The organism is Vulcaniibacterium gelatinicum, assembly GCF_008033445.1.
In the GTDB taxonomy this organism is placed as follows: Bacteria; Pseudomonadota; Gammaproteobacteria; order Xanthomonadales; family Xanthomonadaceae; genus Vulcaniibacterium_B; species Vulcaniibacterium_B gelatinicum.
On record NZ_VNKO01000004.1, the window covers coordinates 58,100 to 76,252 of the forward strand.

Genomic DNA, 18,153 nt, shown 5'->3' on the forward strand with positions numbered 1-18,153 from the left:
GCGCTCAAGCGCGGCGCCAATCCTGGCCGAAGGCGTCGCGCATGCGCCGATAGGCCTCGCGCTGGGCCTCGGTCTGCGGCCGCGGCGCCAGCACCTCCAGTTCCACGATCTGGTCGCCGTCGGGGTGCCCCCCGGTGCCCGGCAGGCCGCGACCGCGCAGACGCAGGCGCTGCCCCGCCTCGGAGCCGGGCGGGATCGTGACTTCCACCGGGCCGCCCAGGGTGGGCACGCTGACCCTGGCCCCGAGCGCGGCCTCCCACGGCGCCACGGGCAGGACGTAGATGATGTTGCGCCCGTCCACCTCGAACTGCGGGTGGGCCGCGTATTCGATCTCCAGGATCAGGTCGCCGCCGCCGCTGCCCTGCCCCGCGAGCCGGATCCGCTGGCCGGGGCGCACGCCCTTGGGCACGCGCACGTCCAGGGTGCGGCCGCCCAGACCGATGCGCACGCTGCTGCCTGCATACACCGCCTCCAGCGGTACCGCGAGCTTGGCGCGGGTGTGGCCGCGGGTCCTGGCGCCGCCGTGGCCACGCTGGCGGGCGAACAGGGACTCGAAGAAATCGCTGAAGCCCCCGCTCGCGCCGCCGCCGGCGAAGATCTCCTCGAAATCGAAATCATCCAGGCCCTCGCCGAACCCGCCCGGCGGCGGCCGCACCTCGTCGCCCGGGCGGTAGCCGCGCGTGCGGAGCTGGTCGTAGGCCGCGCGCTTGTGCGGATCGCGCAGCGCCTCATAGGCCTCGTTGACGGCCTTGAACTTCTCCTCGGCACCCGGCTCCTTGCTCACGTCCGGGTGGTACTTGCGCGCCAGGCGGCGATAGGCCGACTTGATCTCGGCCTCGCCGGCGCTGGGCTCGACACCGAGCGTGGCGTAGTAATCCTTGAATTCCATGAGCGGCTACCGGCTGGCAGAAAAAGGCCTGCGACGCATGCGCCGCAGGCCGGACACTGGCCCGACGCGGAACCGGCCGTCAAGCCTTCACTGCTGGGTCTTGGGCGCGTCGATGGTCTGGCGGTCGTTCTCGACGCGGTTGACCTGGATGCGGCGCGGCGCGGTCTCGGGGCGCTTGGGGATCACGATCTCGAGCACGCCGTTGTGGCCGCGCGCCTGGATCCCGTTCGGGTCGGCGCTGTCGGGCAGCGCGAAGCGGCGATGGAAGCTGCCATAGCGGCGCTCGATGCGCGAGTAACGCTCGGTCTCGTTCGAGCTCTCGCTGCGGCGCTCACCGCGGATCGTCAGGATGCCCTTGTCCATGGAGACCTCGATCTGCTCGGGGTCCACACCCGGCAGGTCGGCGTACAGCACGAACCGGTCGTTCTCCTCCTTCACGTCCACGGCGGGCACCCACTGGCTGGTGACCACCGAGCTCTCGTCGGCCTGGGCCTGTTCGAACAGGTTGTCGTCAAAAAGCCGCTCGAACATCTGCCGGAACTCGGCCGGGAACATGCTCGAGGGCCAGCGGCGGTAATGAACGATGTTCATCGGACACTCTCCCTGAAGCGGTGGAACTGCCTGACCGGGACATGGGACGCGCCATGTCTCCGCCCGTCAGGTAGGCTCCGCCTGCGGGAATTTCAAGCGCCCGCGGGCGCCGACCGACGGCGGGGCGCCGTGCGTGCAGATTTCGTTAATCGGGAGACGGCCATGACGATCAAGGTGGGAGACCGGGTGCCGGAAGTGACCCTCAAGCGCATCCGGCAGGGCGTGGAAACCGTGGATACCCGGACCCTGTTCGAGGACAAGACCGTGGTCGTGTTCGCGGTGCCGGGGGCCTTCACGCCGACCTGCTCGGAGCGGCACCTGCCCAGCTACATCCAGCATTTCCACGAGTTCCGGGAACGCGGCATCGAGGTCGCCTGCCTGGCGGTCAACGACCCCTTCGTGATGCAGGCCTGGGCCAGGAGCCAGAACGTGCCGGAGGGGCTGCAGATGCTGGCCGACGGCAACGCCGACTTCACCCGCGCGCTGGGGCTGGAGATGGACGCCAGCGCCTACGGCATGGGCATCCGCTCGCGGCGTTTCGCGATGGTGGTGCAGGACGGGGTGGTCAGGCAGCTCTTCGTCGAGGCGCCGGGGGAGTACCGGGTGTCCTCGGCGGAGCACGTGCTGGAAGCCCTGGGCTGAGGCGGCCTGCCGCCCGCCCCCCACCCCAGCCCTCCCCCGCACGCGGGGGAGGGCTGGGGTGGGGGCAACCGCCTGCTTACGCCTGCGGCTGCAAGCCCGCCGTCGTGCCGGCCTCGGCCACCGCCATCGCCGCATCCGCCTCGTCGTCGAGCGAGGCGTCCAGGCGCTCGATCGCCTGCAGCGACTCGCCTTCCGCCAGGCGCATCAGCATCACGCCCTGGGTATTGCGGCCGACCTGCGAGATCTCGGCCGCGCGGGTGCGCACCAGGGTGCCGCCGTCGGAGATCAGCAGCACCTCGTGGTGGTCGGACAACTGCACCGCCCCGACCAGCCTGCCGTTGCGGGCGCTGGTCTGGATCGCGATCACGCCCTGGGTGCCGCGGCCCTTGCGCGGATACTCGGCCACCGGGGTGCGCTTGCCGTAGCCGTGCTCGGTGGCGGTGAGGATGTCGCCCTCGCCCTCCAGCACGATCAGGCTCATCACCTGCTCGCCCTCGGCCAGCTTCATGCCGCGCACGCCGGTGGCGGTGCGGCCCATCGCGCGCACCTCGGCCTCGTCGAAGCGCACCGCCTTGCCGTTGCTGGCGAACAGCATGATGTCGCGCTGCCCGTCGGTGAGCGCCACGCCGACCAGCGCGTCGCCCGCCTCCAGGTTGATCGCGATCTTGCCGCGCTGCAGGCGGTAGGCGAACTCGGTCAGCGGGGTCTTCTTCACCGTGCCGTTGCGGGTGGCGAAGAACACGTAGCGGCCTTCCTCGTACTCGCGCACCGGCAGCACCGCCTGCACCTTCTCGCCGTCCTCGAGCGGGATCCAGTTGACGATCGGGCGGCCGCGCGCGTTCGGGCCGGCCTCCGGCAGCAGGTGCACTGGCAGCCAGAACACGCGGCCGGCGCTGGTGAAGGCCAGCAGCGTGTCGTGGGTGTTGACCAGCCACAGCTGGTCGATGAAATCCTCTTCCTTGGTCGCCACCGCGGTGCGGCCGCGGCCGCCGCGGCGCTGCGCACGGTAGGCGCTGACCGGCTGGCGCTTGGCGTAGCCGGCGTGCGAGAGCGTGACCACCACGTCCTCGGGCGCGATCAGGTCGAGGATGTCCAGGTCCTCCTCGCTCTGCCGGATCTCGCTGCGGCGCGCGTCGCCGTACTCCTCCTTGAGGTTGCGCAGCTCGGTGCGGATCACCTCGCGCAGCACGTCCGGGTCCTCGAGGATGCGGATCAGGCCGGCGATGGTGTCGAGCAGCTGCCGGTATTCCTCGGTGAGCTTCTCCTGCTCCAGCCCGGTCAGGCGGTGCAGGCGCATCTCCAGGATCTCCCTGGCCTGGGTCTCGGTGAGCTGGTAGGCGCCGTCCACCAGGCCCACGCCGGGCGGCAGATCCTCCGGCCGCGAGGCCTCGGCGCCGGCGGCGGCGAGCAGCGCGCCGACCAGGCCCGGCGCCCAGGTGCGCGCCAGCATGCGCTCCTTGGCGACCTGCGGGCTCTCCGAGGTCTTGATCAGCTCGATCATCTCGTCAATGTTGGCCAGCGCGACGGTCAGGCCCTCGAGGATGTGGGCGCGGGCGCGGGCCTTGCGCAGCTCGAAGATGGTGCGCCGGGTCACCACCTCGCGACGGTGGCGGACGAAGGCCTCGAGGATCTGCTTGAGGTTCAGCAGCCGCGGCCGGCCATCCACCAGCGCGACCATGTTGATGCCGAACACCGACTCCATCTGGGTCTGCTGGTAGAGGTTGTTCAGCACCACCTCGGCCGACTCGCCGCGCTTGACCTCGATGTAGATGCGCATGCCGTCCTTGTCGGACTCGTCGCGCAGCTCGGCGATGCCCTCGAGCTTCTTTTCCTTCACCAGCTCGGCGATCTTCTCGATCAGCCGGGCCTTGTTGACCATGTACGGGATCTCGGTGACGACGATCGCCTCGCGGCCGTTGTCGTCGGTCTCGATTTCGGCGCGGGCGCGCATGCGCACGCGGCCGCGGCCGGTGCGGTAGGCGGCGACGATGCCGGCGGTGCCGTTGATGATGCCGGCGGTGGGGAAGTCGGGGCCGGGGATGTGGTCCATCAGCCCGTCCACGTCGATCTGCGGGTTGTCGATCAGGGCGATGGTCGCGTCCACGACCTCGGCGAGGTTGTGCGGCGGGATGTTGGTGGCCATGCCGACCGCGATGCCGGCCGAGCCGTTGACCAGGAGGTTGGGGACGCGCGTGGGCAGGACGGTGGGTTCGAGTTCCTTCTCGTCGTAGTTGGGCTGGAAGTCCACCGTCTCCTTGTCAATGTCGGCCAGCAGCTCGTGCGCCAGGCGCGACATGCGCGCTTCGGTGTAGCGCATGGCGGCGGGGTTGTCGCCGTCAATCGAGCCGAAGTTGCCCTGCCCGTCCACCAGCAGGTAGCGCAGCGAGAACGGCTGCGCCATGCGGACCAGGGTGTCGTACACGGCGGCGTCGCCGTGGGGGTGGTACTTACCGATGACGTCACCGACGATGCGCGCGGACTTGTAGTACGGCTTGTTGCTGTGCGCGCCGAGTTCGTTCATGGCGTGCAGCACGCGCCGGTGCACGGGCTTGAGGCCGTCGCGGACGTCCGGGAGGGCGCGGCCGACGATCACGCTCATGGCGTAATCGAGGTAGCTGCGGCGCATCTCGTCTTCGAGGTTGACGGGGATGATTTCCTTGGCGAGTTCGGCCATCGGGGTTCCGTGCTGGGCGGTGTGCGGGGGCTTCCGGGGATCCGTCGCGGGCGCCCGGGAAGCGGGCGGCGGGCGGGTCTTCCGGGCCTGTCGAGACGACGTGAAATGATACCACGCAGGCGCTGCTCAGGCCGCCTGATTTGTTCGTTCGTTCAATGACTTATGCGGGGCGGGTTCGGGTCTTTCCAGGGTGCCCGGCCCGGATCCGGTGCGCGGGGGTATCTGGGTGCTTGCCGGGAAAGCAACAGCCACATGGGCCCCGGCTTGCGCCGGCACGACGGCAACGAAGCGATGACACGCGTACGCGCCCGCACCACACGGCGGGCATGCCGGCGGATCAACCGAACGCCGCGCGCATCTTCTCCGCATCGGGGCGTTCGATGACGCCCTTCTCGGTCACGATCGCGTCGATCAGCGTGTGCGGGGTGACGTCGAACACCGGGTTCCAGGCCGGGATGCCCTCGGCCACGGTGCGCACGCCGCCCACACCGTGGAGTTCGCCCGGATCGCGCTCCTCGATGTGGATCGCATCGCCCGAGGGCGTGGCCATGTCCACCGTCGAGGACGGCGCCACCACCATGAACTGCACCCCGTGGTGGCGCGCCGCGATCGCGAGCTGATAGGTGCCGATCTTGTTCGCCGTGTCGCCGTTCGCGCAGATCCGGTCGGCGCCGACCACCACCCACTGCACCTTGCCCGACTGCATCAGGTAGGCCGCGGCCGCGTCGGCGATCAGGGTGGCCGCGATCCCGTCCTGCTGCAGCTCCCACACGGTCAGCCGTGCCCCTTGCAGCCACGGCCGCGTCTCGCCCGCGAACACGCGCTGGATGCGTCCCTCGGCCACGCCGGCCCGGATCACCCCGAGCGCGGTGCCGAAGCCGGCCGTGGCCAGCGAACCGGTGTTGCAGTGCGTCAGCACGCCGCTGCCGGGCGCGATCAGCGCGGCGCCCAGCGCGCCCATGCGCCGGTTGGCGGCCAGATCCTCGGCCTCGATCGCCCGCGCCTCGCGCTCGATCACCTCGCGCCAGTCCGGCCCCGCCGTGCCCAGCGCCTCCCGCATCCGCGCCAGCGCCCAGGCCAGGTTGACGGCGGTCGGCCGCGCGGCGTTCAGCCGATCCATCGCCGGCTCCAGCTTGTGCACCGCTTCCGCCCCGTCCGGTGCCTCGATCGTGCGCGCGGCCAGCACCACGCCCCAGGCGGCGGCGATGCCGATCGCCGGCGCGCCGCGCACCGCGAGCGTGCGGATCGCCTCGGCCACCTCGTCGCTGGTCGTGCACGCCAGGTATTCGACCGCGAACGGCAACCGGCGCTGGTCGAGCAGTTCCAGTCGATCCCCGGTCCAGCGGATGGGGCGGATGCGGTCGTAGCGGTCGAAATCCATGATCGGCGTCAATCCCGGCAGGAGGCGGATAGCTTAGTACGCGCTGCTCGCCGCACTGGGCTTCAGGCGTGCGAGAAGTCGAACGCCAGCACGTCGGCGATGCGGTCGGTGCCGAGCATGGCCATCAGCAGCCGGTCCACGCCGAGCGCGACGCCGGCGCAACCGGGCAATCCGTGGGCGAGCGCGGCGAGCAGGGCTTCGTCCAGCGGCGGCACGGGCTGGCCGCGCTGCGCGCGCACGGCACGGTCGCGCTCGAAGCGCGCGCGCTGCTCGGCCGCGTCGGCCAGCTCGTGGTAGCCGTTGGCCAGCTCGAGCGGCCCCAGGTACAGCTCGAAGCGTTCGGCCACCGGCGGATCGTCCGGACGGATCCGCGCCAGCGCGCATTGCGAGGCGGGATAGTCGTAGACGACCAGCAGCTGGTCGGACGGGAACGACGGCTGCAGGCGATGGGTCATCAGCAGGTCGAGCCAGTCGTCGCGGGTGAGCCCTTCCGGCGCGATGCGCACCTCGCCGAGCGCGGCGCGCAGCGCGGCTTCGTCCGCGGTGAAGGGGTCGAGGCCGAGCCGCTCCCGATACAGCGCGCGGAAGCTCGTGTCGGTGCGCGCCGCGCGCCGCCCGACCAGCGCCAGCGCGCGCTGCACCAGCTCCGCCGCCTCGTCCATCAGCCGGCGGTGGTCCCAGCCCACCCGGTACCACTCGAGCATGGTGAACTCGGGGTTGTGGCGGCCGCCGGCCTCGCCGTCGCGGAACACCCGGCCCAGCTCGTAGCAGTCGCCCACGCCGGCCGCGAGCAGGCGCTTGAGCGGATATTCGGGCGAGGTGCGCAGCCAGCGCGTGCGCGGCGCGCCATCGGTGCGGCCCGAGAACTCGAGCGAGAACGAGGCGATGTTCGGATCGGTGTTGCCGGCGCGCGAGAGCACCGGCGTCTCGACCTCGAGCACCCCCCGCTCGGCGAAGAACCCGCGCACCAGCGCGTAGAGGCGCGCGCGCAAGCGCAACGCGTCAATGCCTGCGGTGGGCTGCCAGTCGGTCATGGATGGGCGTGTCTTGAAAGCGCTTTTTGCCACGGATCAAAGCAAATGAACACGGATAAGGCAGAACAAGTAAAAAATTGAAAAAGCTTTATCCGTGTTCATCCGTGGCAAAAAAGCTTCCCCCTCACGCATGCTCCCGAAGAAAGGCGAGCAGGCGCGCCTCGTCCCAGATCTCGATGCCGAGTTCCTGCGCCTTGGCCAGCTTGCTGCCGGCGGCTTCGCCGGCGACCACGAACGAGGTCTTCTTCGACACGCTGCCGGAGACTTTCGCGCCCAGCGCTTCGAGCTGCGCACCCGCCTCCTCGCGGGTCATCGAGGCCAGGCCGCCGGTCAGCACCACGGTCTTGCCGGCGAGCGGGCCCTCCTCGCTGCGCCGCGGCGGGCCCTCCGGCCAGTGCACGCCGGCCTTGCGCAGCGCGGCGATCACCTCCCGGTTGTGCGGCTCGGCGAAGAAGTGGGCGATGCGTGCGGCGACCACCGGGCCGATGTCGGGCACCGCCTGCAGCGTTTCCTCGTCCGCGTGCATGATCGGGTCGAGCGCGCCGAAATGCCGCGCCAGGGTTTTCGCCGTGCTCTCGCCAACGTCGCGAATGCCGAGCGCGTAGAGCAGGCGTTCGAGCGTGGTGTTGCGGCTGGCATCAATGGCCGCGACCAGGTTCTCGGCCCACTTGGTCGCGATCCTGCCGGCCTTGACGGTCTCCGGGACGGTGCCGTCGCGCTCGTCGGCGCGGCGCTTCATCTCGACGAAATCCTCGACCGTGAGCCGGTACAGGTCGGCCACCGTGCGCACGTAGCCGAACTCGACCAGGGCGGTGATGAAACGCTCGCCCAGTCCCTCGATGTCCATCGCCCGGCGCGAGGCGAAATGGTGCAGCGCCTGCACGCGCTGCGCCGGACAGTACAGTCCGCCGGTGCAGCGCGCGACCACCTCGCCCTCCTCGCGCTCGACCGCCGAGCCGCACACCGGGCACTTGTCCGGCAGCCGGTACGGCGGATGCAGCGGCCGTCCCTTCGCATCGTGCGAGCGGCGCTCGGGGATCACGCGCACGACTTCCGGGATCACGTCGCCGGCCCGGCGCACGATCACGTGGTCGCCCACGCGCACGTCCAGGCGCGCGACCTGGTCGGCGTTGTGCAGGGTGGCGTTGGTGACGGTGACGCCGCCCACCTGCACCGGCCGGAGCCGCGCCACGGGCGTGAGCGCACCGGTGCGGCCGACCTGGACGTCGATCGCCTCGACCACGGTCGCCTCTTCCTGCGCTGGGTACTTGTGGGCGATGGCCCAGCGCGGCGCGCGCGAGACGAAGCCCATCGCGCGCTGCCGGTCGTAGCGGTCGAGCTTGTACACCGCGCCGTCTATCTCGTACGGCAGCGCCTCGCGACGTGCGCCGAGCTTGCGGTAATAGGCCAGCAGCCCGTCCAGGCCGCGTGCGGTGTCGGTCTCCGGACAGACGGGGAAGCCGAGCTCGCGCAACCAGGCCAGGGTCTGCGAATGGGTCGGCGGCAGCGTCGCGCCTTCGACCTCGCCCAGGGCGTAGGCGAAGAAGCTCAGCGGGCGTTTCGCGGTCACGCGCGGGTCGAGCTGGCGCAGCGAGCCGGCGGCGCCGTTGCGCGGGTTGGCCAGGGTCTTCTCGCCGTGCTCGCGCGCCCAGGCGTTGTAGCGCTCGAACTCGGCCTTGGGCATGTACACCTCGCCGCGCACTTCCAGCACCGCCGGCGCGTTGCCGCGCAGGCGCAGCGGGATCGCGCGCACGGTGCGCAGATTGGCGGTCACATCCTCGCCGGTGGCGCCATCGCCGCGGGTGGCGCCGCGCACGAACGCACCATGCTCGTAGCGCAGGCTGATCGCCAGGCCGTCTATCTTGGGCTCGACCGAGAACACCGGCTCGGCATCGCCGGTCTCCCTGGTGATCCGGGCCACGAACTCGGCCACCTCCTCGTCGCTGAAGGCGTTGGCCAGCGATAGCATCGGCACCGCGTGGCGGACTTCGGCGAAGCCGGCGGACGGCGCGGTGCCGACCCGTTGCGTGGGCGAGTTGGGATCGGCCAGCTCCGGATGCGCGGCCTCCAGTGCCTGCAGCTCGCGCAGCAGGCGGTCGTACTCGGCGTCCGGGATGCTGGGTTCGTCGAGGACGTAGTAGCGGTAGTTGGCGTCCTCGATCAGCCGCCGCAGCTCGGCGACGCGTTGCGCGGGCTTGCCCATGCCTTACCAGCGGGGGGGTTTGGTCAGCGGCGGCGCCTCGTGCTGCCGGTCCCAGGCGCGCAGTTCCTCGCGGATGTGGGCGATGCGCTGGCGGCCGAGGGCGTTGCGCGATTCGTCCAGGACCACGCCGTCGAGCAGCTCGGCCATGCGCTGCGCGGTGGGCAGCATCTTCTCCCAGGCGTCGAGCGCGGGGATCGGCGCCGGCAGGGTGAGGAAGAACGCGACCGCGGGCGTCTCCAGTTCCTGGATCGTGGCCATGTCGAAGCCGCCCGGCTTGCGGATGTTGGCCACCGAGAACACCGGGCCGCGGTCCGGATGGCCGTCCACCAGGCGGTGGAAGATCTGCATGTGGCCGTACACCAGGCCGGCCTTCTCGGCCGCGACCACGATGTCGGGGCCGCGCAGCACCTGCCCGGCGCGCGCGGCCACGTACAGGGTGACGATCTTCTCGAAGCTCTCCTCGCGGCGCTTGCCGAGCTCGCTGGTCGCCGTCGCCGAGGCCGCCGGCGCATCCAGCGCGAGTTCGGGCTGCACGGCGCCTTCCTCCGGCGCGGGCCCGGAGCCCGCTTCCGGCGTCGCGCCGAGCACCGGCTCGACCCGCCCGCGTTCCTCCTCCACCCGCCGCCCCTGCCCCGGCTTGCGCGGCCGGCCGAAGAAGTAGATCGCCGCGATCAGCAGCAGGCCGGCGACGAGGATGGAGAGGCGGAGCAGGTCGGTATCGGACATCGCGGTGTTCTCCCCGGAACGTTCGCGTTCGCGTTCACGCCGCGCCGGCCAGGCGCGCGGCCTCGGCCAGGTCCACCGAGACCAGGCGGCTGACGCCCGGTTCGCGCATGGTCACGCCGGACAGCTGGTGCGCGGCTTCCATCGTGGCCTTGTTGTGGGTGACGAACAGGAACTGTACCTGTTCGCTCATCTCCGTGACCATCTGGCAGAAGCGGCCGACGTTGGCCTCGTCCAGCGGCGCGTCCACCTCGTCGAGCAGGCAGAACGGCGCGGGGTTGAGGCGGAAGATCGCGAACACCAGGGCCACCGCGGTCATCGCCTTCTCGCCGCCGGACAGCAGCGTGATGTTGGACACGCGCTTGCCCGGCGGACGCGCCATGATCGCAACGCCGGTGTCGAGCAGATCCTCGCCGGTGAGCTCGAGGTAGGCGTGGCCGCCGCCGAACAGGCGCGGATACAGCTCCTGCAGGCCGGCGTTGACGCGGTCGAAGGTGTCCTTGAAGCGGCCGCGGGTCTCGCGGTCGATCTTGCGGATCGCGTCCTCCAGCGTCTCCAGCGCGGTGGTCAGGTCGGCGTGCTGGGCGTCGAGGTATTCCTTGCGCTGCGCGGCCTCGGCGTGCTCGGTGATCGCGGCCAGGTTGACCGGCTCCAGGCGGCGCATCTTCGCGTCGAGGTCGGAGACGGCCTTCTCCCAGGCCTGCGGCTCGGCCTCGGCGGGCAGCGTGGCGGTCACCTCGTCGAGCGCGAAGCCGGCCTCGGCCACCGCCTGGGCGAGCTGTTCGGCCTTGATCGCCAGCGCCTGCTGATCGAGCCGACGCTGCGCGATCCGCTCGCGCTGGGCCAGCGCCTGTTCGTCGCGCTGGTGGCGGGTCTGCTCGTAGCCGCGCAGTTCGTTGTCGATGCCTTCCAGGGCCGAGCGCGCGGCGGCCAGCGCCTTCTCGGCGCGCACGCGTTCCTCGAGCGCGGCCTGGCGCTGGGCTTCCAGGTCGCGCACCGGGGCGTCGCCGTCGGCCAGCTGCGCGGCCAGTTCGCCCAGGCGCGCGTCGAGCTGGCCGCGCTGGCCGCCCATCCGCTGCAGGGCCTGTTCCAGCGCCACCACCTGCGCGCGCTGCGACTCGAGCGTGAGTGCCAGCGCATGCGCGGCGTCGCGCGATTCGCGCGCGGCGTTGCGGGCGGCGTCGCGGGCCTCGGCCAGGGTGCGGCGCTCGGCCTCCAGCGCCTGCCGCGCCTGCTCCAGCTCGGCCATGCGGGCCACGGCCTGTTCCTGCCGCGTGCGCGCCTCGCGCGCCTGCTCGCGGCTGGACTCGAGGGTCGTCGCGAGCTGGGCCAGTTCGGCGTCAATGCGTTCGATGCGGCCGCGGGCGGAATCGAGCCGGCCCTGCTGGCCCTGCAACTGGCCGGCCAGTTCCGACACGCCGCGGTGCGCCAGGTACAGCGAGCGCTGCGCGTCCTCGCGCGCCTGCTCGGCCGCCAGCGCCTGGTCGCGCAGCGCGGTCACGGCATCGTTGAGTTCCTGCTCGCGCCGCTGCAGCCGGTCGATCTCGGCGCGCAGCGCCTGGATCTCCTTCTCGCGCAGCAGCGCGCCCTGCTTGGCCGCGCCCGAGCGCACCACCCGCACCCAGCCGGCGCCGAGGCGCTCGCCGGCGCGGGTGATCACCGACTCGTCGGCGCCCAGGCGCGGCAGCAGTGCGCGCGCCTCGGCCAGGGTGTCGGCCGCGTGCAGGCGCGAGAGCAGGCGCCGGATCGCGATCGGGCCGGTGACCTTCGAGGCCAGCGAGGTCGGCGCGAACGTCACCGCGTCGTTGTGCGGGTCCACCAGGGTCAGGCGGCCCTCGCCGAGTTCGGCCAGCGCCTCCACCAGCGCCTCGGGCGATTCGACCAGCACGCCTTCGATGAGCTGGCCGAGCGCGGCTTCGACCGCGTTCTCCCAGCCCGCCTCGACCCGCAGGACCTCGCCCACGCGCGCGGCCGAATCCAGCCCGCGTGCGCGCAGCCAGGCCATCGCCGCGCCCTGTTCCTGGCCGAGCGCGGCGTGCTGCAGGGTTTCCAGCGAGGACAGGCGGCCGCGCGCGGCCTGGGCCTGCTTGCGGACCTCGGCCAGTTCGTTCTGGGTCGCGCGCTGCCGCTCCTGCAGGGCGGCCACGGCCTGCTTGCGCGATTCGACCTCGGCGGCGAGCGCGTCGAGCGCACCCTTCTGCTGGTCGTGCTGCGCCTGCAGCTGCTCGAAGGTGGCGGCGAGCGCGGCCAGGTCCAGGCCGGCGCGCTCGGCGGCGAGCTGCTCGCGGCGGCGCTCGGCGTCGAGCGTCTGCCGGTCGAGGTGCTCGATGCGGGTACGCTCGACGTCCGCCGCGCGCGCGGCCTCGGACTGGGCGCGGGCATGCGCGTCCCAGCGCTGCTGCCAGTCGTTCAGACGGGTCTCGGCCTCGCGCAGGGCGTCCTGGCGCGCGCCGTCCTCGGCCTGCAGGCGGGCCAGCGCCGGCTCGGCCTCGGCGATCGCGGCGCGCAGCACGCCGAGCCTGGCTTCGTCGCCGCTGATGTGCTGGCCGAGCTCCGCCAGCGCCTGCTCGGCCTCCTGGCGCGCACGCAGCAGGCCCTGGGCCAGCTCGCGCTGGTGCGCGATCTGCTGTTCGATCCGGGCCAGCGTGCCGCTGGCCTCGTAGCTCTCGGCCTGCGCCTTGTTCAGCGCCTCGGCGGCGGCCTCGCGGCGCACGCGGCCGGTCTCGAGCAGGCGCTCGGCCTCGCGCTGTTCGGCGACCAGCTGCTCGAGCCGGGTCTCCTCCTGCATCAGCCGCTCGCGCATGGACTGCAGCTGCGTGTCGAGGGCACGGTGTTCGAGCGCCTTCCACTCCGCGTCCTTGACCCGGCGCTCGGCCTGCAGCGCCTGGTACTGCTCGGCCTGGCGCGCCTGGCGCTTGAGGTGTTCGAGCTGCTTGCCGACTTCCTCGCGCAGGTCGTTGAGGCGGTCGAGGTTCTCGCGGGTGTGGCGGATGCGGGTCTCGGTCTCCTTGCGCCGCTCCTTGTACTTGGAGATGCCCGCGGCCTCCTCCAGGTAGATGCGCAGATCCTCGGGGCGGGCCTCGATGATCTGGCTGATCATGCCCTGCTCGATGATCGAGTAGCTGCGCGGGCCCAGGCCAGTGCCGAGGAACAGGTCGGTGATGTCGCGCCGGCGGCACTTGACCCCGTTGAGGTAGTAGCTGCTCTGGCCGTCGCGACCGACGGTGCGCTTGACCGAGATCTCGTTGTAGGCGGCGTACTCGCCGGTGATGGTGCGGTCGGAGTTGTCGAAGATCAGCTCGACCGTGGCCTGCGACACCGGCTTGCGCGCCGAGCTGCCGGAGAAGATCACGTCCGTGAGCGAATCGCCGCGCAGGCGGCTGGCCGAGCTCTCGCCCATCACCCAGCGCACCGCGTCGATGATGTTGGACTTGCCGCAGCCGTTCGGACCGACGATGCCGGTCATGTTGGTCGGCAGGTGCAGCGTGGTCGGGTCAACGAAGGACTTGAAGCCGGACAGCTTGATCGTGGACAGGCGCATGCGGCGTGGATCGGCCCCGGGGTGGCGCCGCGCGGGCGGGCCCCACCTTGCTGAGAAGGATTCTGAGATTTACCCCGCAAGCCATTGATCGGCTTGCAGACTCGATGCCGGAGGCATCGCGGTCATCGGGCAGTATAGCGACAGGCCCGGGGCGGCGGTGGGCGGCCGTCGGCGGGCGGCACGGCTAGCCGCGGGAGGCCGCGGCGTGCGCCTCCTCCGGGGTCAGGGCGCGGATCGCCAGGGCGTGGATGTCGGTCTGCATCAGCGTGCCGAGCGCGGCGTACACCGCGCGGTGGCGCGCCAGCGGCGCCATGCCGGCGAACGCGGCGCTGACGATCTCGACCGCGAAGTGGCCGCGACCGTCGCGCGCGCCGGCATGGCCGACGTGGCGATGGCTTTCGTCCGCCACCTGCACCGCGCACGGCGCGAATGCATCCTCCAGCGCGGCGCGGATCCGCTCGACACGCTCGGCGTTCATGGCAGCACCGGACGGAAGGGACGCACCTCGACCCGCGCGTACACGCCGGCGGCGAGGTAGGGATCGGCCTCGGCCCAGGCCCGCGCGTCCTCCAGCGAGGCGAACTCGGCCACGACCAGGCTGCCGGTGTAGCCCGCCGGGCCCGGATCCTCGGCGTCGATCGCGGGACACGGCCCGGCCAGCAGCAGACGGCCGGCGTCGCGCAGCGCGTTCAGGCGTGCGAGGTGCTCCGGCCGCGCGGCGAGTCGGCGGTCGAGGGTGTCGGGAGCGTCGTAGCCGGCGATGGCGTACCACATGGCGGAGCCGTTCCTGCGCAGGTCCGCGAGATGCGCGGACGGCGGCACAGGATAAGTCGCCCGGGCCGCTCCGCCCAATCGCGTCGCGCCCGGCTGAACGGCATCACGGCTTGCCGACGCACGGCTGGACAGCCGCAACGCCACCCCGTACCCTGTCGGTGAGTTCGAGGCCGGCTGCAGCGGCCCGTCGCGTTCCCGGCCCGGAGCCGCCCCCGACCGACCCGCTGCCCGCACCGGCCCACGCCCGATGCCTTTCCACGCCCATCGCCGCCGGATCGCGGCGCGCGCGGCGTGCGACGCCCGGGCCCGCCAGCAACACCGCCGTACCGTTGCCAGACCGGCGTAGCGCCCGCTCGCGCACGCCCACCGCAAGACCGAGTGGCCCGGAGGGGCCGCCAGCGCATGACCGCCAACAACGCGCCCGAAGCGCATCCGCACAACCCGTCGCAGGCACCGCAGCAGCAGGAAATGCCGCTGGCGGTGGTGCTCGGCCAGCCGGTGCTGCAGATCCCGCAGGATCTGTACATCCCGCCGGACGCGCTGGAGGTGATCCTCGACGCCTTCGAGGGCCCGCTCGACCTGCTGCTGTACCTGATCCGGCGCCAGAACCTGGACATCCTCGACATTCCGGTTGCGGAGATCACCCGCCAGTACATCGACTACATCCAGGCCATGCACGAGATGCGCTTCGAGCTGGCCGCCGAGTACCTGGTGATGGCCGCGATCCTGGCCGAGATCAAGTCGCGCATGCTGCTGCCGCGGCCGGCCAACGAGGAAGGGATCGAGGAGGACCCGCGCGCCGACCTGGTGCGCCGGCTGCAGGAATACGAGCGCTTCAAGCAGGCCGCCGAGGACCTCGACGCCCTGCCCCGCATGGACCGCGACACCGCGCCGGCCGCCGCCTACGTGCCCGACCGCGCCGCGGTGCGGCTGCCGCCGCCGGTGGACCTGCGCGAGATGCTGCTGGCGCTGCGCGACGTGCTCAAGCGCGCCGAGCTGTTCTCGCAGCACGCGATCCGGCGCGACGCGCTCAGCGTGCGCCAGCGCATGGGCGAGCTGCTCGAGCGCCTGGGCGACGGCCGCTTCCACCGCTTCGAGTCGCTGTTCGAGCCGCGCGAGGGCCGGCTCGGCGTGGTGGTGACCTTCCTCGCCCTGCTGACCCTGGCCAAGGAGCAGCTGGTCGAGGTGGTGCAGGAGCACACCGAGCCGCCGCACGCCGGCGAGCGCGCGCCGCTGGCGCCGATCTACGTCAAGTCGCTGGCGACCGAGCGCGGCACCGAGTCTCTCGAGCTGTCGAGCGAATTCGACGACGACGCGGCCGCGGCCAACGACGACGACCGCTGACCCCGCCTGCATCGGCTCCACTGCGACGCATGCGACCGTACATCCCAGACACCGGATCCCCGCCGCCGCGGGAGTGACGGACGAAGGCAACAGTTCCGGCAAGACACGCATGGACCAGAACCTCATCACCCGCATCGTCGAGGCCGCGCTGCTCGCGGCCAACCAGCCGCTGTCGCTGGCGCAGCTGCGCGCCCTGTTCACGGTGGACGAACCGGTGCCGGAAGGCGCCATCGAGCGCGCGCTGGAGACGCTGCGCGAAGGCTGCGAGGGGCGCGGCATCGAACTGGTCGAGGTGGCCTCCGGCTTCCGCTTCCAGGTCAGGCAGGACGTGCACCCCTGGGTGGCGCGGCTGTGGACCGAGCGCCAGACACGCTACACCCGCGCCACGCTCGAGACGCTGGCGCTGATCGCCTACCGCCAGCCGATCACCCGCGGCGAGATCGAACAGGTGCGCGGCGTGGCGGTGAGCAGCAACATCATCAAGGCGCTGGAGGAGCGCGAGTGGATCCGCGTGGTCGGCCACCGCGACGTGCCCGGCAAGCCGGCGCTGTACGGCACCACCAAGGCGTTCCTCGACTATTTCGGCCTCAAGCGCCTGGACGAGCTGCCGCCGCTGTCGGAACTCAAGGACATCGGCGAGCTCGAGCCGCAGCTGGATTTCGACGCGGCGCCTGGCGTGCTCGGCGACATCGCCCTGGGCGAGCCGGCGCAGGCGCCGGAGGCGGCAGCCGATGCCGGCGAAGCCGCGGATGCGACGCCGGTCGCCGCCGCGGACGACGCCGCGCCCGCCATGGACGACGCCGGCGCGATGTCCGCCCCCGAAGCAGACAACGAACAAGACAACGAAGAAGACGAGTCCGTCGCGGCCTCGTCGGAGCAGACCCCATGACCGAATCCCACACCCCTGTCCGGAGCCCGCGCACGCTGACGCTCAAGCGCGGCGATGCGGAGAAGAGCGCCCCCCGCCTCGAGGAACGCCTGCACAAGGTCCTCGCCCAGGCCGGCCTGGGCTCGCGCCGCGCGCTCGAGCAGCGCATCGCCGACGGCCTGGTCAAGGTCAACGGCGAGGTCGCCACCGTCGGCATGAGCGTCACCGGCGGCGACAAGATCGAGATCGACGGCAAGACCTTCGTCGCCACCGCGCTGACGGAGCCGGCGCGCGTGCTGATGTACAACAAGCCCGAGGGCGAGGTGACCACGCGCGAGGATCCGGAAGGCCGCCCGACCGTGTTCGACTCGCTGCCCGCGCTCAAGGGCGCGCGCTGGATCGCGATCGGCCGCCTCGACATCAACACCACCGGCCTGCTGCTGCTCACCACCGACGGCGAGCTGGCCAACGCGATGATGCATCCCTCGTTCGAGGTCGAACGCGAGTACGTCTGCCGCGTGCGTCCGCCCGAGGGCGAGGACCACGTCTCCGACAAGCTGGTGGACCGCCTGCGCCGCGGCGTGGCGCTGGAGGACGGCCCGGCGAAGTTCGACGAGATCGAGCGCATCGGCGGCAGCGATTCGCACGACTGGTTCCGGGTGGTGGTCAAGGAAGGCCGCAACCGCGAGGTGCGCCGGCTGTGGGAGTCGCAGGGCTGCCAGGTCAGCCGGCTCAAGCGCATCCGCTACGGCGACGTCGCCCTGCCGCAGTCGCTGCTGCGCGGGCAGTCGCAGGAACTGCCGACGGACAAGGTCGAGGCGCTGCGGCGCAAGCTCGGCCTGGAGGAAGGCACGCCGTCCGCCCTGACGCTGCAGCCGGTGATCGGCCAGCGCAAGGCGGCCAAGGCCACCCTGCATCTGGGCGGGCAGCGCGCGCACGGTTACGTCAACGGACAGAACACCGCCGACGAGGGGCGCGAGCTGCGCCGTTTCGACCACGTGCGCGAGGACCGGCGCGGCGGCCGCAAGGCGCATGCCGGCCTCACCGTCACCGGCGAGGCCGCCGCCAAGCAGCGCGACCGCAAGCTCAAGCTCAAGGGCCCGCGCCAGCCCGGGCAGAAGATCAAGCGCGGCAAGGGCCAGCCGCATCCGCCGCACGAGAACGCCGCCGCGTTCCGCACCTGGTACGTGCCCGAGGGCGTGGACACCGGCCCCAGCGGCCACCGCAATCCGGACGCCCCGCGCGGGCGCAAGCCGTTCAAGGGCCGCGGCGCGCAGGGCCAGGGACAAGGCCAGGGCCGGGGACACGGCCAGGGACAGGCGCGCAAGGCGCAAGGCGGCGGCCAGGGCAAGGGCCAGCGCGCACCCTACGGCCATCCGGCCGGCGCGCCGAGCTTCCCGTCGGACCACGCCACCCCGGGCGCCAGGCCGTTCGCCGGCAAGCCCCGCGGCCCGCGCAGCGGCGGCAAGCGCGGCGGCTGAACGCCGCC

General features: G+C 71.8%; 14 protein-coding genes. 4 read left to right on the forward strand and 10 right to left on the reverse strand.

Features of this window, described 5'->3' with window-relative positions:
* Window positions 1–4 precede the first annotated feature (4 nt).
* Both FPV26_RS03670 and FPV26_RS03675 read right to left on the reverse strand, forming a co-directional pair.
* On the reverse strand, window positions 5–889 hold the full coding sequence (locus tag FPV26_RS03670; RefSeq protein ID WP_147652364.1) for a DnaJ C-terminal domain-containing protein: 885 nt from the start codon (window positions 887–889) through the stop codon (window positions 5–7).
* An 87-nt stretch (window positions 890–976) separates the two neighbouring features.
* Window positions 977–1,420 (reverse strand): Hsp20/alpha crystallin family protein, encoded by a 444-nt coding sequence (locus tag FPV26_RS03675; RefSeq protein ID WP_425473049.1) that lies wholly within the window; start codon window positions 1,418–1,420, stop codon window positions 977–979.
* 222 nt (window positions 1,421–1,642) lie between these two features.
* Between FPV26_RS03675 and FPV26_RS03680 the strand changes: the two genes are divergently transcribed.
* The gene (locus tag FPV26_RS03680) at window positions 1,643–2,122 is read left to right on the forward strand and encodes a peroxiredoxin (protein WP_147652366.1); all 480 of its coding nucleotides are present in this window, start codon (window positions 1,643–1,645) and stop codon (window positions 2,120–2,122) included.
* 76 nt (window positions 2,123–2,198) lie between these two features.
* On the opposite strand, the gene gyrA is transcribed toward FPV26_RS03680, so the two are convergent.
* The 8 genes from gyrA to FPV26_RS03720 form a co-directional block, all read right to left on the reverse strand.
* The gene (gene gyrA, locus FPV26_RS03685; RefSeq protein WP_147652367.1) at window positions 2,199–4,796 is read right to left on the reverse strand and encodes a DNA gyrase subunit A; all 2,598 of its coding nucleotides are present in this window, start codon (window positions 4,794–4,796) and stop codon (window positions 2,199–2,201) included.
* A gap of 337 nt (window positions 4,797–5,133) precedes the next feature.
* Window positions 5,134–6,177, reverse strand: a complete 1,044-nt coding sequence (gene mtnA / locus FPV26_RS03690) for an S-methyl-5-thioribose-1-phosphate isomerase (protein WP_147652368.1) — start codon at window positions 6,175–6,177, stop codon at window positions 5,134–5,136.
* A 62-nt stretch (window positions 6,178–6,239) separates the two neighbouring features.
* Window positions 6,240–7,211, reverse strand: coding sequence for an EF-P lysine aminoacylase EpmA (epmA, locus tag FPV26_RS03695; protein ID WP_147652369.1), 972 nt, complete (start codon window positions 7,209–7,211; stop codon window positions 6,240–6,242).
* A gap of 124 nt (window positions 7,212–7,335) precedes the next feature.
* Complete coding sequence (gene ligA / locus FPV26_RS03700; RefSeq protein ID WP_147652370.1) at window positions 7,336–9,414, reverse strand: NAD-dependent DNA ligase LigA; 2,079 nt, start codon at window positions 9,412–9,414, stop codon at window positions 7,336–7,338.
* Window positions 9,415–9,417: 3 nt separating this feature from the next.
* Window positions 9,418–10,140 (reverse strand): cell division protein ZipA, encoded by a 723-nt coding sequence (gene zipA, locus FPV26_RS03705; RefSeq protein WP_147652371.1) that lies wholly within the window; start codon window positions 10,138–10,140, stop codon window positions 9,418–9,420.
* Between the two features lie 34 nt (window positions 10,141–10,174).
* A complete protein-coding gene (smc, locus tag FPV26_RS03710; RefSeq protein ID WP_147652372.1) occupies window positions 10,175–13,678 on the reverse strand; it encodes a chromosome segregation protein SMC in 3,504 nt (1,167 codons plus the stop codon).
* 184 nt (window positions 13,679–13,862) lie between these two features.
* The gene (locus tag FPV26_RS03715; RefSeq protein WP_147652373.1) at window positions 13,863–14,156 is read right to left on the reverse strand and encodes a BolA family protein; all 294 of its coding nucleotides are present in this window, start codon (window positions 14,154–14,156) and stop codon (window positions 13,863–13,865) included.
* On the reverse strand, window positions 14,153–14,452 hold the full coding sequence (locus FPV26_RS03720; RefSeq protein WP_147652374.1) for a YciI family protein: 300 nt from the start codon (window positions 14,450–14,452) through the stop codon (window positions 14,153–14,155). The genes FPV26_RS03715 and FPV26_RS03720 overlap by 4 nt, the downstream gene beginning before the upstream one ends.
* Before the next feature lie 402 nt (window positions 14,453–14,854).
* Between FPV26_RS03720 and FPV26_RS03725 the strand changes: the two genes are divergently transcribed.
* The 3 genes from FPV26_RS03725 to rluB all read left to right on the forward strand — a co-directional run bounded on the left by FPV26_RS03725 (window position 14,855) and on the right by rluB (window position 18,145).
* A complete protein-coding gene (locus FPV26_RS03725; protein WP_147652375.1) occupies window positions 14,855–15,796 on the forward strand; it encodes a segregation and condensation protein A in 942 nt (313 codons plus the stop codon).
* 109 nt (window positions 15,797–15,905) lie between these two features.
* A complete protein-coding gene (scpB, locus tag FPV26_RS03730; RefSeq protein WP_147652376.1) occupies window positions 15,906–16,685 on the forward strand; it encodes an SMC-Scp complex subunit ScpB in 780 nt (259 codons plus the stop codon).
* Window positions 16,682–18,145 (forward strand): 23S rRNA pseudouridine(2605) synthase RluB, encoded by a 1,464-nt coding sequence (rluB, locus tag FPV26_RS03735; RefSeq protein WP_147652377.1) that lies wholly within the window; start codon window positions 16,682–16,684, stop codon window positions 18,143–18,145. The genes scpB and rluB overlap by 4 nt, the downstream gene beginning before the upstream one ends.
* The last annotated feature ends 8 nt before the right edge of the window (window positions 18,146–18,153 follow it).

Excerpts from the sequence above, each read along its gene's own strand:
- FPV26_RS03670 (WP_147652364.1), bottom strand. The coding sequence starts at position 889 with ATGGAATTCAAGGATTACTACGCCACGCTCGGTGTCGAGCCCAGCGCC.
- FPV26_RS03675 (WP_425473049.1), bottom strand. The coding sequence starts at position 1,420 with ATGTTCGAGCGGCTTTTTGACGACAACCTGTTCGAACAGGCCCAGGCC.
- FPV26_RS03680 (WP_147652366.1), top strand. The coding sequence starts at position 1,643 with ATGACGATCAAGGTGGGAGACCGGGTGCCGGAAGTGACCCTCAAGCGC.
- gyrA (WP_147652367.1), bottom strand. The coding sequence starts at position 4,796 with ATGGCCGAACTCGCCAAGGAAATCATCCCCGTCAACCTCGAAGACGAG.
- mtnA (WP_147652368.1), bottom strand. The coding sequence starts at position 6,177 with ATGGATTTCGACCGCTACGACCGCATCCGCCCCATCCGCTGGACCGGG.
- epmA (WP_147652369.1), bottom strand. The coding sequence starts at position 7,211 with ATGACCGACTGGCAGCCCACCGCAGGCATTGACGCGTTGCGCTTGCGC.
- ligA (WP_147652370.1), bottom strand. The coding sequence starts at position 9,414 with ATGGGCAAGCCCGCGCAACGCGTCGCCGAGCTGCGGCGGCTGATCGAG.
- zipA (WP_147652371.1), bottom strand. The coding sequence starts at position 10,140 with ATGTCCGATACCGACCTGCTCCGCCTCTCCATCCTCGTCGCCGGCCTG.
- smc (WP_147652372.1), bottom strand. The coding sequence starts at position 13,678 with ATGCGCCTGTCCACGATCAAGCTGTCCGGCTTCAAGTCCTTCGTTGAC.
- FPV26_RS03715 (WP_147652373.1), bottom strand. The coding sequence starts at position 14,156 with ATGAACGCCGAGCGTGTCGAGCGGATCCGCGCCGCGCTGGAGGATGCA.
- FPV26_RS03720 (WP_147652374.1), bottom strand. The coding sequence starts at position 14,452 with ATGTGGTACGCCATCGCCGGCTACGACGCTCCCGACACCCTCGACCGC.
- FPV26_RS03725 (WP_147652375.1), top strand. The coding sequence starts at position 14,855 with ATGACCGCCAACAACGCGCCCGAAGCGCATCCGCACAACCCGTCGCAG.
- scpB (WP_147652376.1), top strand. The coding sequence starts at position 15,906 with ATGGACCAGAACCTCATCACCCGCATCGTCGAGGCCGCGCTGCTCGCG.
- rluB (WP_147652377.1), top strand. The coding sequence starts at position 16,682 with ATGACCGAATCCCACACCCCTGTCCGGAGCCCGCGCACGCTGACGCTC.